This window comes from Paenibacillus sp. T2-29, assembly GCF_052921365.1.
The window spans coordinates 197,614-218,149 of sequence record NZ_JBREVE010000002.1 but is presented as its reverse complement, the minus strand read 5'-3'; the positions used below and the strand labels follow the sequence as shown (position 1 = coordinate 218,149).

Genomic DNA, 20,536 nt, shown 5'->3' with positions numbered 1-20,536 from the left:
ATTACATATAAGAAATGATAACTGCAACACCAGCTCCAATGGCAAAAGACGTCAAGCAAGCATCTGCACCTTTGGAAAGCCCTGAGACAAGGTGCCCGGACATTAAATCCCGAAGGGCATTTGTAATTAGCAAGCCCGGCACCAATGGCATGACAGAGCCAATGATAATTTTATCCATCATCTGTCCCCCGCCAACGATCACTAACAGAGCCGCCAGCAAGCCGATTAGAAAAGATGCAGAAAATTCTGAGAAAAACTTAACCTTAACGAGCCTGTGAAAATATTGTAAGGCTGCAAATCCGATACCGCCGCACAACACAGCTCCGGGGAAATCTCGCCACACTCCACCAAACATGATCATAAAGCAACCGCTGGCCAACGCTGCAGCGATCAGCTGTACACGATTGGAATAGCGGAGGGGACCACGTTCAATTTCCGAAAGCTCTTTTACGGCTGCGCTGGGTGACAAAGTGCCTGCGCTGATTTTACGTGAAATGGAGTTCACCTCGGTCACCTTGTGCAAATCTGTAGTCCGCTCTACGATCCGGATAAGCTTGGCAGGTTCCGAATCATTAATAGCAAAAAAAATTCCAGTAGGTGTTACATAGCTATGGGACTGGGATATGCCATAGGCCGAAGCAATGCGGGACATCGTGTCTTCAACACGATAGGTCTCGGCTCCATTTTGCATCATCAGTTTGCCTGCTAGCAGACAAACCTCAATGATTTCAGGAGTAGGATAGGAATGATTATTCATGCTCGCTCTCTTTCATGCGCCCCAGGTCGTTCGACCCTGTTGTTTTCATTTATTGTAGCACAAAAAGCCGCCTTTTCAGAGGCGGTTAAATTGGGGGAATCTATGGAGTTTATCGAGATTCCATCGTATCCGGAATAACGGTATAGTAGGACTCTTCTAGGTATGTTGCGGCCTCAGACAAGCCCATCAACTTAAGCTGCCCTGTTACAAAAGCACGAAGGGCTGAATGGGTGAACAGATGCCGTGTCTGAGCATCTCGAATAAAGGCCAGTCTGGCTTCATGCGAACCGCTGCGGAACAACTCACGTACAGCTTCACCTTGTTGTTCCCAGAGGAACGGCTCCGTTACGTTCAAGAAGTCGCTCTCAATAGAAGAGCTACGCTTCATAGAAGAAGATGTCTGAATACCCAAGCCATTCAGTGTAGGAGCAACTTCATTTTGCTTACGCTCTGTTCGCAAGCTGTCGATGTAGGCGGCCATATCTTGAATCGGCAGAATGCCAAAGCGCTCCCGAAAGCATTCGCGTACAAATGCAGTACGTTCATCCACAGCTTGCGGAGGACGCTGACCGGCATGTCCAGAATAGTCAGCTCCACTGGCATAGTATCGTTTTAATGAACTGTTTTCTGTATAAACAACGCTTAGAAAATCCTGCAAATGGCGGGCAACCACCCATACCCCCGTCCAATCGACGGGAGAAACGCATACAATCGGAGCCTGTGAAAGGTCCTTTTCAAGGCCAAAATCGGTTAAAAAGCCATAATGTATCCCGTCCACTCCAGCGTGGGCAAAAGGAATAACATCAGGCGGTGTAGCCATATATCGCGGAGCGCGGCCCTGTTCCATAATCAAGCCCAAATCAAAACTCAGAGAATGCCGGTTCGCTTCAAGCTCCTGTTCAAACTCTATAAGTGCCTCAATCAAAGGTGTGACTGATCCGTAGGCTAGGTTAGAACCGGAATCCATTGTGTATACCTCCCTTATCCAAGTACATCTGTAAAGCGTTCATCCCTAAAAGGTACGTGATTTTACACGAAATGTAAACCTGTATGACGAATTTTTTCAAAAATGTGACCTTTTACCCGTGTGCTGTCAAAATAAAACGCTTTCGTTCAAACCAGGACAAGATACCTATGTTAGCGCAGTAGTGAAGTAAAGTGAGTTTGCGAAAATGCAGTCTTTTCAGTGTATGTTATCACCTGAGAAGGGTGAATGAGAGATACGGGCTGGGAAGGTAAGGGTGCAACGTAATAGGTCAACGGGTATAATATCAGGACAAGGTATAGAGAGTGTCATCCAAAGATTTAACAGAAAGAAGTGGGCATATGAACTTGCAAAAGAAGGCTGTTTTTTTTGATGTAGATGATACGATGTACGATCATTTGCACCCTACACGTGATGCATTGCGTACAGTGTTAGGATTAAGTGAGCGTTTTCCATATGAGGAAGTCTACCACCGTATTCGCTATTACAGCGATTTACTATCGGCTAAAGGAGGACTATTGGAGGGGAAAGCAGGGCAGGATGAACTGGATGATATGAGGGAAGGTCGTTTTATTCTGGCTCTACAAGAATTCGGGGTAGATATTACCCGTGAGCAGGCAATGCATGTCCAACAAGAATACTTGGATCGACAGTACCGAATTGAGTCTTTTGAGGGGGCTACCTCATTAATCGATGAATTGAGCTCGGCTGGCTATTTGGTCGGTTTGATTACGAACGGTCTTGAAGAACATCAGATGAGCAAAATTAAAGCTATGACACTGGAAAATCATGTTGCGGCAGAGGATATTTTTGTGTCTGGGACTGTTGGTTATGCCAAGCCTGATCCGCGCATTTTCGAAATAGTCAACGAACGGACAGGCACTTTAGCAGAGCATTGCTGCTACATTGGGGATTCCTGGCGTAATGATGTGGCGGGAGCTATAGCTGCAAATTGGCGGGTAATTTGGTTCAATCACAGGAATGCTATCCCGGAATCTGATGTGTCGGGAGCCTATGAAACTGCGGCAAGCTACGCAGGGCTAAGAAAGCTGCTCCTGCCCGACGCACGTTAGACGCGGTACATATCGTGTCATCTAAAAGAATCCAACCTATTTTGAAGCTATTTCAAAAGCTGGTCCGTAATACTATTTATCTGTTATAGATCTAACTTCATTTGAAATGGGTACAACAGAGAAGGAGGGATCGCGCATGGTAGAACAATGGAGGCAGGCAGACGACATCATAAGTCAAGTGACCGTATATAGTACGGAGGATAATGACCCAGTTACCATTAAAACAGCCACCCAAGGCGTCCGCTGTATCGGCATTGGGACAGATGCGGCCGTATTTACGCTCGATACGTTGCCAGGCTACGCGTTTAAGGTGTATTCAGACATGGCGATCGAAAAAAAAGATGCAGAGGCCGATGTATATGAGCGTTTGCAAGGTTCTGATTTTTTTCCTCATTATTACGGAAAGGGCGATAAGTATATTGTCATTAGTTACGAATCTGGTATTACGCTGCTGGATTGCCTGCTGCAAGGAATTCCGGTGCCGGAGCAGGTCATTGAGGACGTGGAAAAGGCGAGGGAATTTGTTCGGTCCAGGGGGCTGAATCCTCGTGATATTCATCTCAAGAATGTACTCATGCAAGATGGACGCGCCAAGGTATTAGATGTATCTGAATATGTAAAAGAAGGCGATGACAAGCGTTGGGAGCATCTGGTGTGGGCGTATCATACGTTCTATTCCGGTTTCTCCGAGGTTAAGGTTCCTTCATGGATTTTGGAGACGATCAAAAAATGGTATTACAAGCTGGACAACTCCAGCATCAACCTGGAGGAGTTTGCCCAGCGTGCCAGTCAATTGTTTTCTAAATGGAAATCATAACCACTGTGAAGGATACCGAAATACAGCCCTATCCTTCTATACAAAAGGATTGCACCCGCTTTACGGGAGCAATCCTTTTCTTTTATCTGAAATCTCTAGGCACTCTTCTGGCTGTACCGCTCGCAATCGCGGCTTGAATCACCTTTTTACGCACCTGTTGTACGGCGCCCTCGTTAAATACACCCGGGATAATATACAGTTTGTTTAATTCATCGGAACGGATTGTGCTTGCGATAGCTTCTGCGGCTGCCAGCTTCATCTCTTCGTTAATTTCACGTGCGCGACAGTCCAGTGCTGCTCGGAATATGCCGGGGAAGCAAAGTACATTGTTAATCTGGTTAGGATAGTCCGAGCGTCCGGTAGCGATGACCCCTGCAATGTCCTCGACATCCTCTGGGTTAATTTCAGGGACCGGGTTTGCCATGGTGAACAGGACAGGAGCTTCTTTCATGCGCTTCACGTCTTCTCGTTGCAATATTCCGCCTGCCGACAGACCGATAAACACGTCCGCGTCCTTCAGAACCTCAGATAGCGTGCCGGACAGCCGTTCGGGGTTGGTATGCTGCGCATACCAGTTCCACATCGGATGCTCATAGGTTTCATCAGCCGTAAGCGCACCGTTCCGGTCTACACCAATAATGTTCACTGCCCCTGCAGATAGCAAAATTTTGGTACAGGCCACACCGGCAGCCCCGATACCGCAGACGACAATTTTGACGTCAGACAGAGCTTTGCCGACCACCTTGAGCGCATTAATCAGCCCTGCGTACAACACGACAGCTGTGCCATGCTGATCATCATGAAAAACAGGTATGTCCAGCTCGTCACGTAACCGCTGTTCAATTTCAAAGCATCGTGGCGATGAAATATCCTCCAGATTAATACCGCCAAAGGCTGGGGCCAGTTGCTTAATGGCTTTAATGATTTCTTCCGTGTCCTGCGTATCCAGGCAGATCGGGAAGGCATCGACGGACCCAAGCTGCTTGAACAGCATGGCTTTGCCTTCCATTACCGGCATGGCTGCATATGGACCGATGTTGCCGAGTCCGAGGACAGCGCTTCCGTCAGAGACGACAGCAACAGTGTTGCGCTTGATCGTTAACCGGAAAGCTTTGTCCTGCTCCTCATGAATGGCCATACATACGCGCGCCACATCAGGAGTGTATACCCGGGATAAGTCGTCACGGTTTTGAATCGGAACCTTGGGCTGCATTTCAATCTTGCCCCCGAGATGTAAGAGGAAGGTGCGATCAGAGATGGACAGTACCTTTACACCTTGTGCTTTTTTAATCCGGGTGATCATTCGGTCAATTTCTGCTGGATCAGCAATGGTGACTGTAATATCTCTCACAGTGGCCTTCTCAGAGGTGCGGATGACGTCAATGGCAATGACATCTCCGCCATGTTCGTTTACCAACGTAATCAATTGACCAAACTGGATGTGCTCGGTGGAAATTTCCAGTCGTAAAATAATATTTTTACCGCCAATACCGCCTTGCATACAAATTCCTCCTTTGTCTTTCATAACAAAATGGTGAGATCAATTGATTGCGCTTACAATCGGGAGCAAGTCTAACATCTGGGCTGATAGTTTAAATTAGTGGTTTCTTTCCCTATCATAGTGAACATTCTTCCACTTGTACAGATCAAGCTGAGTAATATCCATGATTTTGTATCCAAAAAGGACGAAAGCCCGGCTGAATTCCAGTCCAAGCAATCGTCCTTTGTACAACGAAATGATCCATTTTTTGTTTACGTCATATTTTTGCCGTAGTAAATTTCATCCATTTCGATTTTGAGTCGTGTTGATATATTCTGTTGTTCTTTTTCACTCAAACTTTCCTTCGTGTAGCCGAACAGATAGTTGTCCAAATCAAATTGTTTTAGCTTGCATTTGGTATGGAAAATATTTTCCTGATACACATTCACGTCGATCATGTCATACTGATTGCGCACTTCGTCGGGAATATAGTTTTGAATCGAAGCAATGTCATGGTCGATAAAAAGCTTATGACCATTCGTATCACGTGTAAAGCCGCGTACCCGGTAATCAATCGTCATAATGTCAGTGTCAAAAGAATGAGTCAGATAGTGAAGTGCCTTGAGCGGAGAGATTTCCCCACAGGTAGAAACATCAATATCTGCACGAAACGTGCTAATCCCCTCGTCTGGATGATATTCAGGGTAGGTGTGAACCGTAATATGGCTTTTATCCAGTTGTATCACGACAGACTCAGGTAGGGGGCCTGGTGACTCTGCATATGATTCATTCGGTACCTCCACAATCGGCCCTTCTGATATAAGCACTGTCACGCTTGCTCCTTGAGGGACATAATCCTGCTGAGCAACATTGAGTACATGGGCGCCGATAATATCGGATACATTTTTTAAAATAGCTGTCAGTCGATCCGAGTTATATTGTTCATCAATATATTCAATATACGCCTCGCGTTCCTCTTTCGTTTTGGTGTAACAAATATCGTACATATTAAAGCTCAATGATTTGGTCAAATTGTTAAATCCGTGCAGGGTAATCCGCTGTTCCGGTGTTATGGTCATAGGCTATTTCCCCTTATAGTCGCAGTATTCATACGTAATATTCCCAACACGCCTCTTCATATACCGATTCATACAATCCGTTCTGTAACGGACAAAATAAAGACTTGAATATGTATGTCTTACCCGTTTGGCATATTTAAAAACAGGCAGGGTCACTTGAGATCCTCTCGATTTTACATGTATGGGAATTTAACGTTAATATACTTTATTTCTTACTCAGCAATTTTTAAGTAACAGGGCTTATAATGTGGACTATGTATACAGGAAAGGAACGAAATTGACAGTGGATTCGTAATGTAATAGAAAATTTTAGGTTCGTAATTCCTGAATTTAATGTATCTTATCTTCATAATGCCCAAATCTTAACCGAATATGATTATAGACCCTCAAAAATAGTGACTTTGTACATTGCGTAAAATGAGAAAAGCAACTTCAGCTACTGATATGCGTATAATGAAATAAACGTAACAAGCTAAGAATTATGATGTTAAATGAATTTTTGATAGCAAACTCATTTTATAAATCTATCTCATGTTACTGTAAGAAAACGGTGAAAGGAGTATCAAGATGCTGGCTTTGTCCGATCCGGTCTGGACTCTGCTCCAAGGCCCCTACGGTTCTTCTCAATACGTCCCAGAAATGTTAAAACAGCTCCAAGCCGGATATGATGGCGAAATAGCTGACACCTTGTATTGGGAGGAATTATATCACCAAAATACGTTGTATACTTGTACATTTGCGGCTGTACCTTACCTAGTAGACATTGCGCTAAAGAGTTCTGATATAGGAATTCGGGCAGATATATATAACATTTGCGGAATATTTGAAGCGAAGAATAATAATCCCTTACATACCAAAATCCCGTTGGAATTTGCAAGGGATCAAGTGGAAGTGGATTCTAACCTGGCAGAATATATCTACGCGCAATATCGAAGTGCCATCGTTCGCCTTACAGAATTGACGGAAGAAATGGTGCTCTATGCGAAAGAACATGAAGAAGATGTCGGCAAGCGCTATGTTCTTGCTGCGGCTGCCGCCTTTGAGGGGTATCATTGGGTAGCCTATATGCTGCAAACCTATGATACAGGTGACGAATATATGCTGGATTGTCCCCATTGCGGTACCCCGCTCTATATTTGGCCTGATGAACAGGGTGACACTCTGGTTGTCTATGATAAAGACCCTGTCAGTTCAGGCGATCTAATCCCCTATCCGATTCGTCCCCGTTCATTGGACCATAGAGGTGCAAATATACAGTGGCTACACGAATATGCTCAAAAAATAGATGAGAAATTACTTCTTGCCCAGCTACCCTACTTAAACGGTTGGGTAGAATGTCCAGTGTGTAATTCACCCATATATATATGGGATGAATTGATGAAAATGGCTGATGGTGTTCGGAGGTATACCGCTTAACCAACAAAAAAAGGGGGCTGTTTTTTACAACCCCCTAATTTCCTTTTGTATTATTACACTCTTCTTCGTGTGCTTTACTGCAGTCTACTCTCTAAACGGATTCAAAAAGGTTTTAGGAATGTCGGATTCAAAACGCAGCAACACTCCGGTGACGGGATGTATAAACGACAATACCTTTGCATGCAGACCAAGGCGGCCAATCGACTTGGACTTAGAGCCGTATTTTTTATCCCCAACAATCGGATGACCGATATCCTCCATATGCACGCGAATTTGATTTTTGCGTCCGGTCTCCAAACGTACTTCCAGCAAAGAAAAATGCCGATTGGCCTGAAGCCGCTTGTAATGAGTGACTGCGTGCTGTCCGTCATTCGGATAAGGACTGGAGTACATTTTTAGTGTCTTGCTCTCTTTCAGCCATGAGGTGATTGTGCCTGCTTCTTTTTTTACCTGTCCTTCTACGAGAGCAATGTATGTTCGTTCATACACAACTTCCTTCCACGCTTGTTGCATTTCCTGCTGTATGGCTTCGCTTTTCGCAAACATCATCACTCCTGATGTATCACGATCCAAACGATGCAGTACAAAAATACGGTTGTACGGATGCTCGCGTCGTACGTGGGCTGTAAGCTGGCGATATGCTGTGACTTCCTGCTCCTGCGCAGAAGCGACAGAAAGCAACCCGGCATCTTTATGGATAACGATAATAGCTTCGTCCTCATGCAAAATACGCAGCCCGGTTAGCGGCACCACAGGAATTATCTTTTCTTTGGAGAGCGCGACAGTCTGTCCTTGCTCTAGCGGAAAATTATGCACAGTACGAGGAATACCATTGACGGAAACTTGTCCACGCGCCAATGCTGATTTAATGGAATTACGGCCCATACCAGTCACATGCTCAACTAAAAAGCTCAATAGCTCGGCAGGCTCCTGAACGATGTATGTTTTGGCAGGTGCTTTATCCAAAGTATGGGTTTTCCGTTGAGCTTCCGGTCTATAGGAGCCAGATTTTCCGGCGGGTTTGTGGTTGCGTCTGGAATGGCTTGAGTTTGAAGTTGATTTTGTATGATTTTTCCTTTGAGGTTTCCGATTATTCATGGGTTCTTTCTCCTTCTTGGAGCCGTATCTCTTCATAGTTATGGACCATTTGCGGCACCGTGTCCACTATATCATGAGAAAACAGCGAATGCCATAAGAGACTAAAACCCGATTGACAGACTTCCAGCGGTTGAACATTACCCTTAACCCCGGTAAACTAAGGGTAACGAAAGAAAAGCCGATATGCGTCGAGGACGCTAGAAATATGAGGAGTTTTGAAACTATGAGTGTACAAGCACCAACATTGGAACGGGCGCAGGACTTGCTGCAAAAATTTTATGGCTATCCCGATTTCCGGGAGGGACAAAAGAAAATTGTGGCCAGTATGCTGGAAGGCAACGACACGTTGGGCATCATGCCAACAGGTGGCGGAAAATCGATATGCTACCAGATTCCCGCGTTGTTGCATGAGGGGCTGACCATTGTTGTGTCACCACTGATTTCGTTAATGAAAGACCAGGTGGATGCGCTGACCACGATGGGGATTGCAGCTGCCTACATTAATAGCACGTTGAGCGGTCGAGAAGTCAACGACCGTATCCGCGCCGCACGGAACGGAGATTTGAAGTTGCTGTATGTCGCCCCTGAACGACTGGAACTGGATTGGTTCCGTGATGAGATGGCTCAGTTACCGATTTCCTGCGTTGCGGTAGATGAGGCTCACTGTGTATCCCAGTGGGGTCATGATTTTCGTACCAGCTATCTGGCGGTGGCTCCATTCGTGGACGGGCTGTATGAACGTCCAATCGTAGCTGCGTTTACGGCAACGGCTACACCGCAGGTTATGGATGATATCGTACGCCTGCTTCGTCTGCGTTCACCGGAAACGTTCGTTACGGGTCTTGGAAGGCCGAATTTGGCATTCAGTGTGCTGCGTGGGGAGGACAAACGTAGCTTTTTGCTAAATTATGCCCGTGAACATGAGGGTGAATCGGGTATTATTTATGCGGCGACACGTAAGGACGTGGATGATTTATATCAACGCTTGCGCGACGCTGGCATGGCAGCAGGACGTTATCATGCAGGAATGACTGATCAGGAACGTGCAGATAGCCAGGAAGGGTTTCTGTACGACGATATCCGTGTTATTGTCGCAACCAATGCCTTCGGTATGGGGATAGATAAATCAAACGTACGTTATGTCATTCATTACAATATGCCTAAAAATATGGAGGCGTATGTACAAGAAGCAGGACGCGCAGGACGTGATGGCGACCCAAGTCAATGTATTTTGCTGTTCGGACCGCAAGATATAGTGACCCAGAAGTTCCTGATTGAGCAAAATCCACAGGATGAAGACCGCAAGCGCAACGACTACCGTAAGCTCCAACAGATGGTTGACTATTGTTACACGACTCGCTGCCTACGTTCAGCACAGCTGGAGTATTTCGGAGAAGCGCAGGAGCATGAAGCCTGTGGCATATGCAGTTCATGTACAGATGAGCGGGAACTGGTGGATATGACCATAGATGCGCAAAAGATTTTTTCGTGCATTCATCGTATGCGGGAACGGTATGGGGTTTCAATGGTAGCCTCGGTGTTGAAAGGATCGCGCAACAAAAAGGTGCTGCAGTATAGTTTTGACAGCCTGCCAACCTATGGTGTGATGGGCAACCGAACGGAAAAAGAAATTGCTGAAATTATCAATGTTCTTGTTTCGGAAGGCTATCTGATGCTATCCGAGGGGCAATATCCGGTCGTACGCTTGCAACAGCTTGCTGCTGAAGTACTGAGAGGTCAGCGCGAAGTCATGCAGCGTGTGGTGCGGCATGCCACTGCTTTTGCAGGTGGAGCGGGATCACGTGGACGAAAGGGACGCGATACCTATCCTGCCGCAGTCAACGAAACTGTGTTCGAGCAATTGCGCCTGATCCGCCGCGATCTGGCCGCTCAGGAGCATGTACCGTCTTATATCATCTTCAATGATGCCACGCTGCGAGAGATGAGCGTAGCGAGTCCGCAATCCGAGGCAGACATGTTGCGGATCAAGGGTGTTGGTGAAGTGAAGTTCCGCAAGTATGGCAAGCCGTTTCTTGATTTCTTTCAAAATCAGGGGAATACCGGCGGAATGGTGAGCGAGGATGAGATCTTTGCAGATGATGTGTACGAGGATTTTGAATAGCTATACTAAGGATGTAAGAGTCCATGCAAACTTATAGAAGGTTGTGACCTATGAAAGTCATTTTATCAACGTTAAACGCAAAATATATTCATACCTCGCTGGCCATCCGATGCCTCAAAGCCTACAGTGAAAAGGATTTTGATATCGAGCTGGCGGAGTATACGATTAAGGACCCGGTGATGAACATCGTATCCGATCTGTTTCAACGAGGGGCAGATGTCATCGGTTTTTCCTGTTATATTTGGAACATTGAAGAGACGATTAAAGTCATTGATGTGTTGAAAAAGATTATGCCCGAGGTCAAGATTGTTTTGGGTGGCCCGGAGGTATCTTACGATACAGAGCACTGGATGAAGCGCTTGACGAATGTGGATTTTATCGTTGTTGGTGAGGGAGAGGAAACTTTCCATCAACTGCTGCAGGAGCTGGAAGGGGATCGCAAGTTCCATTTTGTATATGGACTGGCTTACCGTAAGGGAGAAGAGGTCATTATCATGCCGGGTCGTCCAAAAGCGGACTTGAACGAGCTGCCGTCACCATATCGTTTTGCAGAGGATATCCCAGAACTCGGGAAACGGGTTGTCTATTTTGAAACGAGCCGGGGCTGTCCGTTCAGTTGCCAATTTTGTCTGTCCAGCATTGAGGTCGGGGTGCGTTATTACGATATCGAGCGCACCAAGTCGGATATTCTGTATCTGATTGACAATGGGGCTAAATTGATTAAATTTGTGGACCGAACCTTTAATATTAAACGCGATTATGCGCTGGAAATGTTCAAGTTTTTGATTGAAAATCACCGTGGCTGTGTCTTCCAGTTTGAGATTACGGCAGATATTATGCGTCCCGAGGTATTGGATTATTTGGCGGAGAACGCGCCACCGGGGGTATTTCGCTTTGAGATCGGTGTCCAGTCAACGAATGATCCCACCAATGAACTGGTTAAGCGCCGCCAGAACTTCACCAAGCTTTCCCGCACTGTTACAAAGGTCAAGCAAAGCGGGAAAATCGACCAGCATCTGGATCTGATCGCCGGATTGCCATTGGAGGACTACAACACATTCCGTAAAACGTTTAATGACGTTTTTGCGCTTGGACCGGAAGAGCTTCAACTGGGCTTCCTCAAAATGCTGCGTGGTACTGGTCTGCGCATTGATGCCGATAAGTATAACTATACGTATATGGATGTTGCGCCGTATGAAATGTTGAGCAATGACGTCCTTTCTTTTGCCGACATCGTACGACTCAAACGCTTGGAAGATGTATTGGAAAAATACTGGAACTCTCATCGTATGGACCATACGGTGAACTACCTGATTGAGCGTGAATTCTCGTCCGCCTTTGATTTCTTTCAGGAATTCGGAGACTACTGGGAAGGACAGGGCTGGCAAAAAATTGGACATCAACTCGAAGACTTGTTTACGCGCCTCCAGTCCTTTTTGGAATCGCGGGGAACCAAGCAAATGGATATGGTGCTTGGGCTGATGAAGCTTGATTATTTCCTCAACCATAAATATAAGCCGCGCAAAATCTGGTGGGAGCATACTTTGGAGAAGGACGATTGGTCCAGCTATATGAAAATGGCTCTTCAGCACCCGGATGCGCTGCTGTCCCCTGCGGCGGCAGATGTGAGCAAGGAGAATACGGGTGAGACGGATGTGGCTAGCCAACAGCCGCAGCCATACCGCGAGATGATCCCAGCCTTTGCTTCTTTGAAGCTGGGTGAAAAGGAACTACAAAAGCACGCTGTGCTGGATGTGCTGCCGTTCAGTCTGGATCATATCCTGAGTGGTGGTAGCCCATTAACAGCCGAAGGCCGCACATTGCTGCTTGTAGTCTATCAGCAAAACGGACAGCAAAAACCGCTGTACTACACCATGCCCATCGGCAAAAATATCGCCGCGATGTAGTATAAACAACAGAAGGCATCAACTCTTGGTATACCATGAGTCGATGTCTTCTTTTTTATTATAAAAACATAGCTGACCACTTCAATTTTTTACATTCGGGAAACCTAGTGCTTTACGATTTTTTACAAAACCAATATATGATGAAATTATCATATATGAATATTAAATTTATTGGAGTGTGACCTTGTGAAAAAGCCTTCCATGAAAAAGAGTATCCTTGCGTTAAGTGCTGTGACCGTTTTGACTGTACCCTTATTATCTGCTGATATCCCTACAGCTTTTGCAGCCGCGACTTCTCCGAAGTCCAATGTTGCAGAGTCCAAGGCACAGAAGGCTGTATCAGCTAAAGCGGATACTCCTAAAAACGTCATTCTTTTTATCGGTGATGGTATGGGGGAAGCCAGTCGCAACGCGATTCGCTTAGCAACGGTTGGAAAATCGGGATTGCTTGAAATGGACAAGATGCCTATAACGGGTCTGGTTAGTACGAGTTCAGGGGACAACCTAGTTACAGACTCTGCCGCTGCTGCGACTGCCATTGCAACAGGTGTGAAAACGTATAACGGCGCGATCGGAATGGATTTGAATAAAAAACCAGTGACAACCATTATGGAGCTGGCTAAAAAAGCAGGCATGTCTACAGGAGTGGTGACGACAAGCCAAGTGACAGATGCGACGGGCGCTGCTTTTGGTGCGCATGTTGAGAAGCGCTCCGCGCAAAGCGAGATTGCCAAGCAGTATCTTGAGAAAAGCAAGCTGGATGTGATTCTGGGCGGGGGTGAGGATTTCTGGTACCCTGCAGGAACACCAGGCAAACATCCAGATGCACCGGCAGAAGATCCTGAGGAAGCTAGTAAGGGAACTCAAGGAAATTTGGTGGAACAAGCGAAGAAGTTGGGCTATAGCTATGTGACAGATCAGGCTGAAATGAAAGCAGCCAAAGGCTCTAAACTGCTAGGTCTATTCGCTAATGAAGAAATGTTCCAAGCTCACAACAAACTAGGCAATTCTTACAACCCAACGGTTTCTTTACCGGATATGACAGCGAAAGCGATTGATGTTCTATCCAAAAACAAAAAAGGCTTTTTCCTGATGGTAGAGGAAGAAGGAACTGATGAGATGGCGCATGACAATGAAGGTGAATTAACCATTAAAGCTGGGCAGCAGCTGGATAAGGCTGTAAAAGTAGCTAAGGACTATGCCAAAGCGCATCCAGATACTTTGGTGTTAGTGACGGCAGACCATGAAACAGGCGGTTTGGCCATTGAAGGCGAAGATGCGGAAGATGAATCCGGTGAAGGTGTCTCCAAAGAGGACGGCCCTTTTACCGTAAAAGGTTCTGATGAGAAGTTTTATATCGACTGGACCACAGGAGGACATACATCCGTTGATGTAGCGCTAACTGCAATGGGTCCGGGTTCCTCCCAATTTAGTGGAAATTACCCGAATACGGCTATTCATGACAAGCTGGTTAAGCTGCTTCAATTAAAAAAATAGCTCAGGGTGAAAGCTGCCCATAAAAGGTTTTCCATATTGTCAATATGGTTTTTCTTGTGATAAACTATAGACAATAGGTATATACTTAAAAAAGAGTAAGGATGCTCTAACATCCTCACTCTTTTACAACAGCCGCTTATAAGGGCGGTGGCTGTAGGGTTGGATTAGTAAAATAGACCGCTAACCTTTTCCAGAGGGCGGTCTATTTCTTTTTGTTGAAGGAAATAATCAAGATCACCAACGTTGCAAATTGAATCATCAACATCAGCGTATCTTTAACCTCCACAGGCATCACCTCCTTTGCAGGAGACTAGCCGACCGCCCATCTAAGCCATTCTGTTGTTAGTTTATAGTATATCATATGGATACTATTGCTAAAAAGGACAAAAATGAAAACGCCTGTTCTAGGCGCTTTTTTGTTTTTTCATAAGATATATTTTAAAAGTTGAAAATCATTATGAGTTCTTAAACAGTATAGGTGTTACGTAACTCATTTAAAAATTGCACAGCATCTTTGAATCCCTATAAATATATTTGGTATGTTCGAGATGTATTTTGTCGATTTCAGAAATCCGGGGGCGGTGGCGATGGGAAGCACTATCCGTCTGCGTAGTGGCACGACAGGTAACTTTTAAATTTATGAACATGCCGAATAGACTCAACCTTTACTCCTCCGTTGTTTTCTTCCCCCACACAAATTTCATTATAAAAAATATAATTGTCAGCATGATGAGAAGCAATGCCACCTGCAAGCCATAACGATGAATCAATTCTCCTGCTGCTTGTACATGGTCACCAAAGAGACGTCCGAGCAGGAAGAAGATCAGCGTCCAAATCAAGCCCGTTGAATAAGAGAAGAGGGCATAGCGTTTGAAGCTCATTTTATTGATCCCCACAATATAAGGGACAATGTGGCGAACGATTGGCAGCAAGTAGCTGATGCATATCGTGAAGTTTCCATACTTATGTACTAAATTTTCTGAAAAAGTAATATACTTGTCCATTTTTTTCTTTCGGCGCAAACGATCCAAAATGGGTGTACCCAAGCTTCTGCCCAATACATAACCTAAGGATAGGCCTGATACAACCCCAAGATATACAATTAAAAAAGCAGGTAACGGATGAAGTATCCCCATGCTTGTTACGGCCCCGCCAGTCATCACTATAACTTCGTCTGGAATGGGCAGTCCCACAATTCCGAGCCATAGAGAGAAGAATAATGCTGCATAGCCATATTGTTCGATAATGGAAATTAAATATTCAACATCCATTCCCATACTCCTTTCTTAAGCTTTCTTTCGGCATACATAGACGAATGCGGGTGGAACATTCATAGGTACAAACTTGATTTCTTCAATATCAAACCATTCACCTAACTGCTGCTTCATCTGTTTAGAGTATTGAAAGGCAACAAACATTCCTCCATCCCTAAGTGATAGATGAATTTGTTCTACGATTTGATCTCGTATCGCTTGTGGAAAGTTGAAGAATGGCAGCCCGCTGATTATACAGTCGAGCTGTTCAATTTGGGCATTTTTCATAGCAAGCTGAAGCTCACGCGAGTCGGAATAGCACAGATAATTCGGGAATCTTCTTTTTAAACTCTGCTGCATGGTCGGGTCCTTCTCAAAGAGCAGAACTTTGGGATGAATTTTTGTCGTAGACGGAATGTATTGAGTAATTGCGCCTGTTCCAGCCCCGAGCTCAGCCACGGCATGAACTTCACTCCATGGAATGGATTCTATCATATTTTTAGCTAAAAATCTGGAACTGGGTGTTACGCTACCTACATATGCAGGTGAGTACAAAAATTTGAATAGGAACATAAGTCTCTCATGAACCAAATGACTAATACGGATCATACACCTTTCCCCTACCTTCAATTTTCAATATACGTTCATATATTCTCTGCTAAGAGTAACAAATTATCCCTTTACTTGCTCCTGTCTGGAGTAGGGTTCAGTTCCCCGTCCTGCGGAGGGGTCTTTCCTTGACTATGGTCCAGGAAAAAAGAAAAAGAGTACGTATGAGTCAGTCCGTATTCATTCAGTTATCATTCAGCATTCCCTCAGGCTGCCTTCAGTTTTGCTACCGATGAAAGAGAGGTGGGCAGCTAAAAACACTATGTACATTGAGAGGGGATCTACTTTGTCACTATCCATTAACAGGCATCTCATCAAGACTTCGACTTCCTACGATAATTCGAATACGCTGAAGTCAAATGAGAATGGACTAAATAACACGGGGCATACCACACACAAGAAATCTAACGATTCACTCGAATTAAGTGCGGAATTTATGGAATATGCCGGGGGTATGCAGGCTCCACTTCCTACGGAAAACTACAGTTATGACTACAAGTACGACCAGGATACTGTGGCGCTGACTACAGATGAACAGAAAGCGTTGTTGTCAGATTTACAAAATTACTTAACGTCTTCAAGTGCTTTATCTGAAACGAATGAAATCAACAACAGTACGAAAAATCCTTTGGCTGCAGTCAGCGACTTGTTATCCAGGGTGGATCTTTCGACAGCAACAGGTGAGGAAGTATCCAATTTATTCGATAAGATAGCAGAATCCATCCAAAATAATCGCCCTGCGCCGCCTGGAGATGACTCATTCCGACCTGAAGTTGATGGCAGTGGTCTGCCTCCAATGATGCAGGCGATGGGTGGAATTATGCCCCCATTTGCATGGAATATTCAGGCGACCACAAATCAAGAGGATAACACCACTACATCTGAAAAAGAGCTTACGGTAGATGAAAAAAGATCCTTACTGAGTGATTTGCAAAACGTCCTGAGTTCCGAGCTTCTATCCGGCTCCGTATCTGCAGAAACAGATGAGGAAATATCGGCTTTATTCGATAAAATCGCCAAGATTTTCGAACAATCTCTATCATCTTCGTCATAATCTTTAGGGTGCAATAGCGTACCTTAGAACCGGTTAGCCCACATCTGTAACTCAAACTTAACTTTTAAAAAGGGGAATTTTTCTATGAATATTTCAGCGACTTCCAGCAATTCTATATCTATTGCAAGTACTTCATCTTCATCCAGTGCCAACAATACAGCCAGTCTGGAAAAGCAAAAAGCTCAGCTTGAAGCAGAGTACAACAAGGTACAACAAAGCAAAGATAATAAAGATACAAAAGAAACAAAAATGAAGCAGCTTCAGCAGCAAATTAAACAAATTGAAGCCCAGATTGCACAGCAAAGTTCTCAATCCGGCAGCACGTCAACACCAAAAATGGAAAAGTCCGCTCCAAGCAATATGGAAATGACACGCGCCAGCAGCTCGAATGGCAGTGATATTACTGGGGTTGGAAAATCACTGGATATTTCTATCTGATCATCCCATCTCTTCTTCTGTAAGCCTGACGATGATACAAAAGACAGCAGGCTCTCTGTTTCATAGGGAGCCTGCTTTTTTGCGTTTACGTCGGGTTAAAATGAATCATGTGACTAAACTTAGAAAAGTATATACAATAAATAACAGTGGGAAGATGAAAGGTTTCTAACTTTAGTATTTTATAGATTGAATCAGTAGTGTTAGTATACATTCTAAATTGGAGGATTTAAGCCATGACGCTGGAACCTCAAATGAGTCGAAGTAGTAAGGATGAAGCTCGTTTCGTCAGAAACAAGTTGATTGAGTTTAATGCAAAACACGTCCCAGCAGATATTCAAACCCAATATGAAGAGATTAATCTTACGCTCAAAAATGGAGAAGGTCAGGTCATCGGCGGTCTTCTAAGTGTACTATGTTGGAACTGGGTGGAGGTTGATATTTTGTGGGTAGATCAGGTCCATAGAGGAAAGGGCTACGGTTCGCAATTGCTTGGTGAAATCGAACAAATGGCTAGAGATAAAGGATGTAATTTTATACAACTAAATACCTTTTCTTTTCAAGCGCCTGAATTCTATGAGAAACATGGGTATGAAGTAGTCGGTGTCATTGAGGAGGCTCCTAGAGGCTTTAAACACTATTATTATAAGAAAAATATCTACTGAGGACTCCGAATATGCGCGTACAGATCAAGGAAGTAAATAAAGATGAAAAGGTCATCATTCGTAGTATTGGCGAGGAAAAGGTATACGGCTACTGGACATCTTTTTGGTGTGAACTGACCTCGGGATATGCGTATGTTGTTCCGTATAAACAAAGCTTGGACAAGTTAATTCCTGGCTGTGTCATTTCGGTTGAGATTTCTCAATCCAGTATAGAAGGGTTCAGAAGACTGAGGCCTACTGAAAAGACAGGCGTTGTTCGCCCTCAACCAAAGCTAGGCGACTATTGGATTCAAGGAATGATACAACAAGTGATGCAAGGTGAAGCAGGCGGGATAGAATGTCTGGAGATTGTTGTAGGAGATGCTACGTTTGTTTTAGATTCGGAAGAAATGAATGGTGATACCAACGTTAAAGCAGGCGACGGCGTCTCCTTTGAAATTATAGGTATGCAGTTGTTTGAAGAGGGACTGTGATTGTTCTGATTGGAATACTATATTTAACCAATTACAATATGTCGGTGAGAAAGTTAAAAGCTAGATCATAGAGAATCGTGAATAAAGAAAGGTATGATTGGATTGGCTACAGAAGTGACACACAAAATATATACCATGTGCATGATTCAAGACGGAACCAAGGTATTGCTTATGAATAGACCCAATCGAAAGGGGTTTCCAGGTTATATTGCTCCAGGAGGAAAAGTAGAGTTCCCAGAGAGCATTGTGAACGGAGCCATTCGCGAAGTAAAGGAGGAAACGGGCTTAACGGTTACGGAAATTGTATTTAAAGGAATCGACGAATATTGTGATCCAAGGCAAGGGCTGAGATATATGGTCTTTAACTATTTGGCGACGGCAACGGAAGGTGAACTATTAAAGAATCCCCCTGAGGGAGATCTGCTGTGGGTGGATATGAAGGAAGCACTAAATTTGCCGATGCAGGATTGGTTTAAGCGGAGATTTCCCTTGTTTTTCGAGCCGGGGACGTTTGAGGTTAGTTCCGTGTGGCTTGCGGAGACGGATGAAACCCTGGAAGCAACGACTAAGAACTATGGGGTGTAGAGATGACGACCATTAGAGATATATGGAGCGCTTAAAGAGGAGGTCGTGAGCGGGATGCAGACTGTAAGATTGGTTGAGCCGGATCGGCGCTGGAAGGATGCTTATCTTTCATTTTATGAGGAATGGAAAAAAAGCCAGGAGCAAATGGTGCCTTGGGTAATTTCTATAGAACCGTATGATTTTGAAGGTATGCTGACGTTTTTAAATCAACAGAAAAATGGAATTGGCTTGTCTGAAGGCTGGGTTAGAAGTTCGACATACTGGCTGATGGATGCAGATGACCAGGTCGTCGGAGCAGTGAATATCCGTCATGATCTTAACGAGCATCTGTTAAATGCTGGGGGACATATTGGTTATGGTATCCGTCCTTCTGCACGAGGGATCAGGTACGCTGTGACTATGCTGAGTCTGGCATTGGGCAAAGCAAAAGAGTTGGGTGTTTCCAGAGCCCTCGTCGTATGCGACTCCGATAATATCAGTTCCAAAAGAACGATTCTGCGAAACGGCGGAACACCAGACAAGGATTACATAGAGGAAGATGGAAACCGTGTAAACCGGTTTTGGATCGAGCTGTAAGTGAGGGAGGGGAACACAGAAGCTCATGAAAATATGGCCTGAATATGCACAAAATATTATTGTCGGTGTCATTTTTCAGGGACAATGGAATTGGTATGTGACGGAAAGAGAGTATTGGTTTTTGAATACCGAGATGGAGGAACGGTTTGGTATCGCTATTTTGAATGAGACTACCGCGGGAGCATTTTTGGAACACATCTGTGAATATAAGGTGGCTGCGGGAGAACTCACTACAATGCTCCAGATGCTAGATGATGCAATCCAGCATAAGGATGAAGTGTTGGAATTCTGTCCTGCTTTATATGTTGATTTTGACCAGAAAATTCTCTACTCACTATTTCCAGAGCCAGCTTCTTTCGAACATTATGTCCCGGTGGGGTGGAAAGGGGAATATCAGAACTTTTTGGAAGAGGTCCCTCCTGCTGAACGATATTGGATAATCCACGGAAGTGACTTTTTCAAAAAATACAGCTGAAAAGATGAAGGAGGAAATGAACATATGAATTCTTCCATGCATGAATTTACGATCATATCCAAGCACAGAATGTACGATCAATACTTGGTTAAGCTGCGGATTAACAAAAGCAATAGCCAGATAACTGTATAAAATGTAGTTCCAAAATCACAAAAACCTCTGTCACAGATATGTTTTTAT

The 20,536-nt window shown here is 44.6% G+C and carries 21 protein-coding genes; 13 read left to right on the top strand and 8 right to left on the bottom strand.

Annotation, left to right across the window (positions count from 1 at the left end; genetic code table 11):
* Position 1: 1 nt before the first annotated feature.
* Together ACU1JV_RS06720 and ACU1JV_RS06715 are read right to left on the bottom strand one after the other, a co-directional pair.
* On the bottom strand, positions 2-757 hold the full coding sequence (locus ACU1JV_RS06720; protein ID WP_013370006.1) for a threonine/serine exporter family protein: 756 nt from the start codon (positions 755-757) through the stop codon (positions 2-4).
* Positions 758-866: 109 nt separating this feature from the next.
* The gene (locus tag ACU1JV_RS06715; protein ID WP_413985789.1) at positions 867-1,724 is read right to left on the bottom strand and encodes a hypothetical protein; all 858 of its coding nucleotides are present in this window, start codon (positions 1,722-1,724) and stop codon (positions 867-869) included.
* A 359-nt stretch (positions 1,725-2,083) separates the two neighbouring features.
* On the opposite strand from ACU1JV_RS06715, the gene ACU1JV_RS06710 reads away from it, so the two are divergent.
* Both ACU1JV_RS06710 and ACU1JV_RS06705 read left to right on the top strand, forming a co-directional pair.
* Positions 2,084-2,815 (top strand): HAD family hydrolase, encoded by a 732-nt coding sequence (locus tag ACU1JV_RS06710; RefSeq protein WP_413985790.1) that lies wholly within the window; start codon positions 2,084-2,086, stop codon positions 2,813-2,815.
* A gap of 136 nt (positions 2,816-2,951) precedes the next feature.
* Positions 2,952-3,632 (top strand): serine/threonine protein kinase, encoded by a 681-nt coding sequence (locus ACU1JV_RS06705; RefSeq protein WP_165081375.1) that lies wholly within the window; start codon positions 2,952-2,954, stop codon positions 3,630-3,632.
* An 82-nt stretch (positions 3,633-3,714) separates the two neighbouring features.
* On the opposite strand, the gene ACU1JV_RS06700 is transcribed toward ACU1JV_RS06705, so the two are convergent.
* Together ACU1JV_RS06700 and speD are read right to left on the bottom strand one after the other, a co-directional pair.
* The gene (locus ACU1JV_RS06700; protein WP_413985791.1) at positions 3,715-5,133 is read right to left on the bottom strand and encodes an NAD-dependent malic enzyme; all 1,419 of its coding nucleotides are present in this window, start codon (positions 5,131-5,133) and stop codon (positions 3,715-3,717) included.
* 251 nt (positions 5,134-5,384) lie between these two features.
* Complete coding sequence (speD, locus tag ACU1JV_RS06695) at positions 5,385-6,191, bottom strand: adenosylmethionine decarboxylase (protein ID WP_058711818.1); 807 nt, start codon at positions 6,189-6,191, stop codon at positions 5,385-5,387.
* A 567-nt stretch (positions 6,192-6,758) separates the two neighbouring features.
* Between speD and ACU1JV_RS06690 the strand changes: the two genes are divergently transcribed.
* Positions 6,759-7,607 (top strand): hypothetical protein, encoded by an 849-nt coding sequence (locus ACU1JV_RS06690; protein ID WP_064963957.1) that lies wholly within the window; start codon positions 6,759-6,761, stop codon positions 7,605-7,607.
* 84 nt (positions 7,608-7,691) lie between these two features.
* Here the strand turns inward: ACU1JV_RS06690 and ACU1JV_RS06685 are convergent, their stop codons facing one another.
* Positions 7,692-8,705: an RluA family pseudouridine synthase gene (locus ACU1JV_RS06685; protein WP_064963956.1), complete on the bottom strand. Its 1,014-nt coding sequence runs from the start codon at positions 8,703-8,705 to the stop codon at positions 7,692-7,694.
* Between the two features lie 223 nt (positions 8,706-8,928).
* On the opposite strand from ACU1JV_RS06685, the gene recQ reads away from it, so the two are divergent.
* From recQ to ACU1JV_RS06670, 3 genes are all read left to right on the top strand, one after another.
* Positions 8,929-10,827 carry a DNA helicase RecQ gene (gene recQ / locus ACU1JV_RS06680; protein WP_413985792.1) on the top strand — a complete coding sequence of 633 codons (1,899 nt, stop codon included), beginning with the start codon at positions 8,929-8,931 and terminating at the stop codon, positions 10,825-10,827.
* A 50-nt stretch (positions 10,828-10,877) separates the two neighbouring features.
* Entirely contained in the window at positions 10,878-12,734 is a 1,857-nt protein-coding gene (locus tag ACU1JV_RS06675; RefSeq protein WP_413985793.1) for a B12-binding domain-containing radical SAM protein, read from the top strand.
* A gap of 186 nt (positions 12,735-12,920) precedes the next feature.
* A complete protein-coding gene (locus tag ACU1JV_RS06670; protein ID WP_413985794.1) occupies positions 12,921-14,231 on the top strand; it encodes an alkaline phosphatase in 1,311 nt (436 codons plus the stop codon).
* A 202-nt stretch (positions 14,232-14,433) separates the two neighbouring features.
* Here the strand turns inward: ACU1JV_RS06670 and ACU1JV_RS06665 are convergent, their stop codons facing one another.
* From ACU1JV_RS06665 to ACU1JV_RS06655, 3 genes are all read right to left on the bottom strand, one after another.
* Positions 14,434-14,523 (bottom strand): putative holin-like toxin, encoded by a 90-nt coding sequence (locus tag ACU1JV_RS06665; RefSeq protein WP_007429455.1) that lies wholly within the window; start codon positions 14,521-14,523, stop codon positions 14,434-14,436.
* A 373-nt stretch (positions 14,524-14,896) separates the two neighbouring features.
* Positions 14,897-15,502 carry a DedA family protein gene (locus ACU1JV_RS06660; protein ID WP_013370019.1) on the bottom strand — a complete coding sequence of 202 codons (606 nt, stop codon included), beginning with the start codon at positions 15,500-15,502 and terminating at the stop codon, positions 14,897-14,899.
* 15 nt (positions 15,503-15,517) lie between these two features.
* Positions 15,518-16,093 carry a class I SAM-dependent methyltransferase gene (locus ACU1JV_RS06655; RefSeq protein ID WP_413985795.1) on the bottom strand — a complete coding sequence of 192 codons (576 nt, stop codon included), beginning with the start codon at positions 16,091-16,093 and terminating at the stop codon, positions 15,518-15,520.
* A gap of 286 nt (positions 16,094-16,379) precedes the next feature.
* Here ACU1JV_RS06655 and ACU1JV_RS06650 point away from each other — a divergent pair, with 286 nt between their 5' ends.
* From ACU1JV_RS06650 to ACU1JV_RS06620, 7 genes are all read left to right on the top strand, one after another.
* Positions 16,380-17,147 carry a hypothetical protein gene (locus tag ACU1JV_RS06650; protein ID WP_413985796.1) on the top strand — a complete coding sequence of 256 codons (768 nt, stop codon included), beginning with the start codon at positions 16,380-16,382 and terminating at the stop codon, positions 17,145-17,147.
* Between the two features lie 84 nt (positions 17,148-17,231).
* Positions 17,232-17,585: a FlxA-like family protein gene (locus ACU1JV_RS06645; RefSeq protein WP_025676323.1), complete on the top strand. Its 354-nt coding sequence runs from the start codon at positions 17,232-17,234 to the stop codon at positions 17,583-17,585.
* Between the two features lie 233 nt (positions 17,586-17,818).
* Entirely contained in the window at positions 17,819-18,247 is a 429-nt protein-coding gene (locus tag ACU1JV_RS06640) for a GNAT family N-acetyltransferase (RefSeq protein WP_413985797.1), read from the top strand.
* Positions 18,248-18,258: 11 nt separating this feature from the next.
* On the top strand, positions 18,259-18,720 hold the full coding sequence (locus tag ACU1JV_RS06635) for a hypothetical protein (RefSeq protein ID WP_058829215.1): 462 nt from the start codon (positions 18,259-18,261) through the stop codon (positions 18,718-18,720).
* 93 nt (positions 18,721-18,813) lie between these two features.
* Complete coding sequence (locus tag ACU1JV_RS06630; protein ID WP_025676326.1) at positions 18,814-19,305, top strand: 8-oxo-dGTP diphosphatase; 492 nt, start codon at positions 18,814-18,816, stop codon at positions 19,303-19,305.
* A gap of 54 nt (positions 19,306-19,359) precedes the next feature.
* Positions 19,360-19,881 (top strand): GNAT family N-acetyltransferase, encoded by a 522-nt coding sequence (locus ACU1JV_RS06625; RefSeq protein WP_040101823.1) that lies wholly within the window; start codon positions 19,360-19,362, stop codon positions 19,879-19,881.
* Positions 19,882-19,906: 25 nt separating this feature from the next.
* Complete coding sequence (locus ACU1JV_RS06620) at positions 19,907-20,356, top strand: hypothetical protein (RefSeq protein WP_040101822.1); 450 nt, start codon at positions 19,907-19,909, stop codon at positions 20,354-20,356.
* The last annotated feature ends 180 nt before the right edge of the window (positions 20,357-20,536 follow it).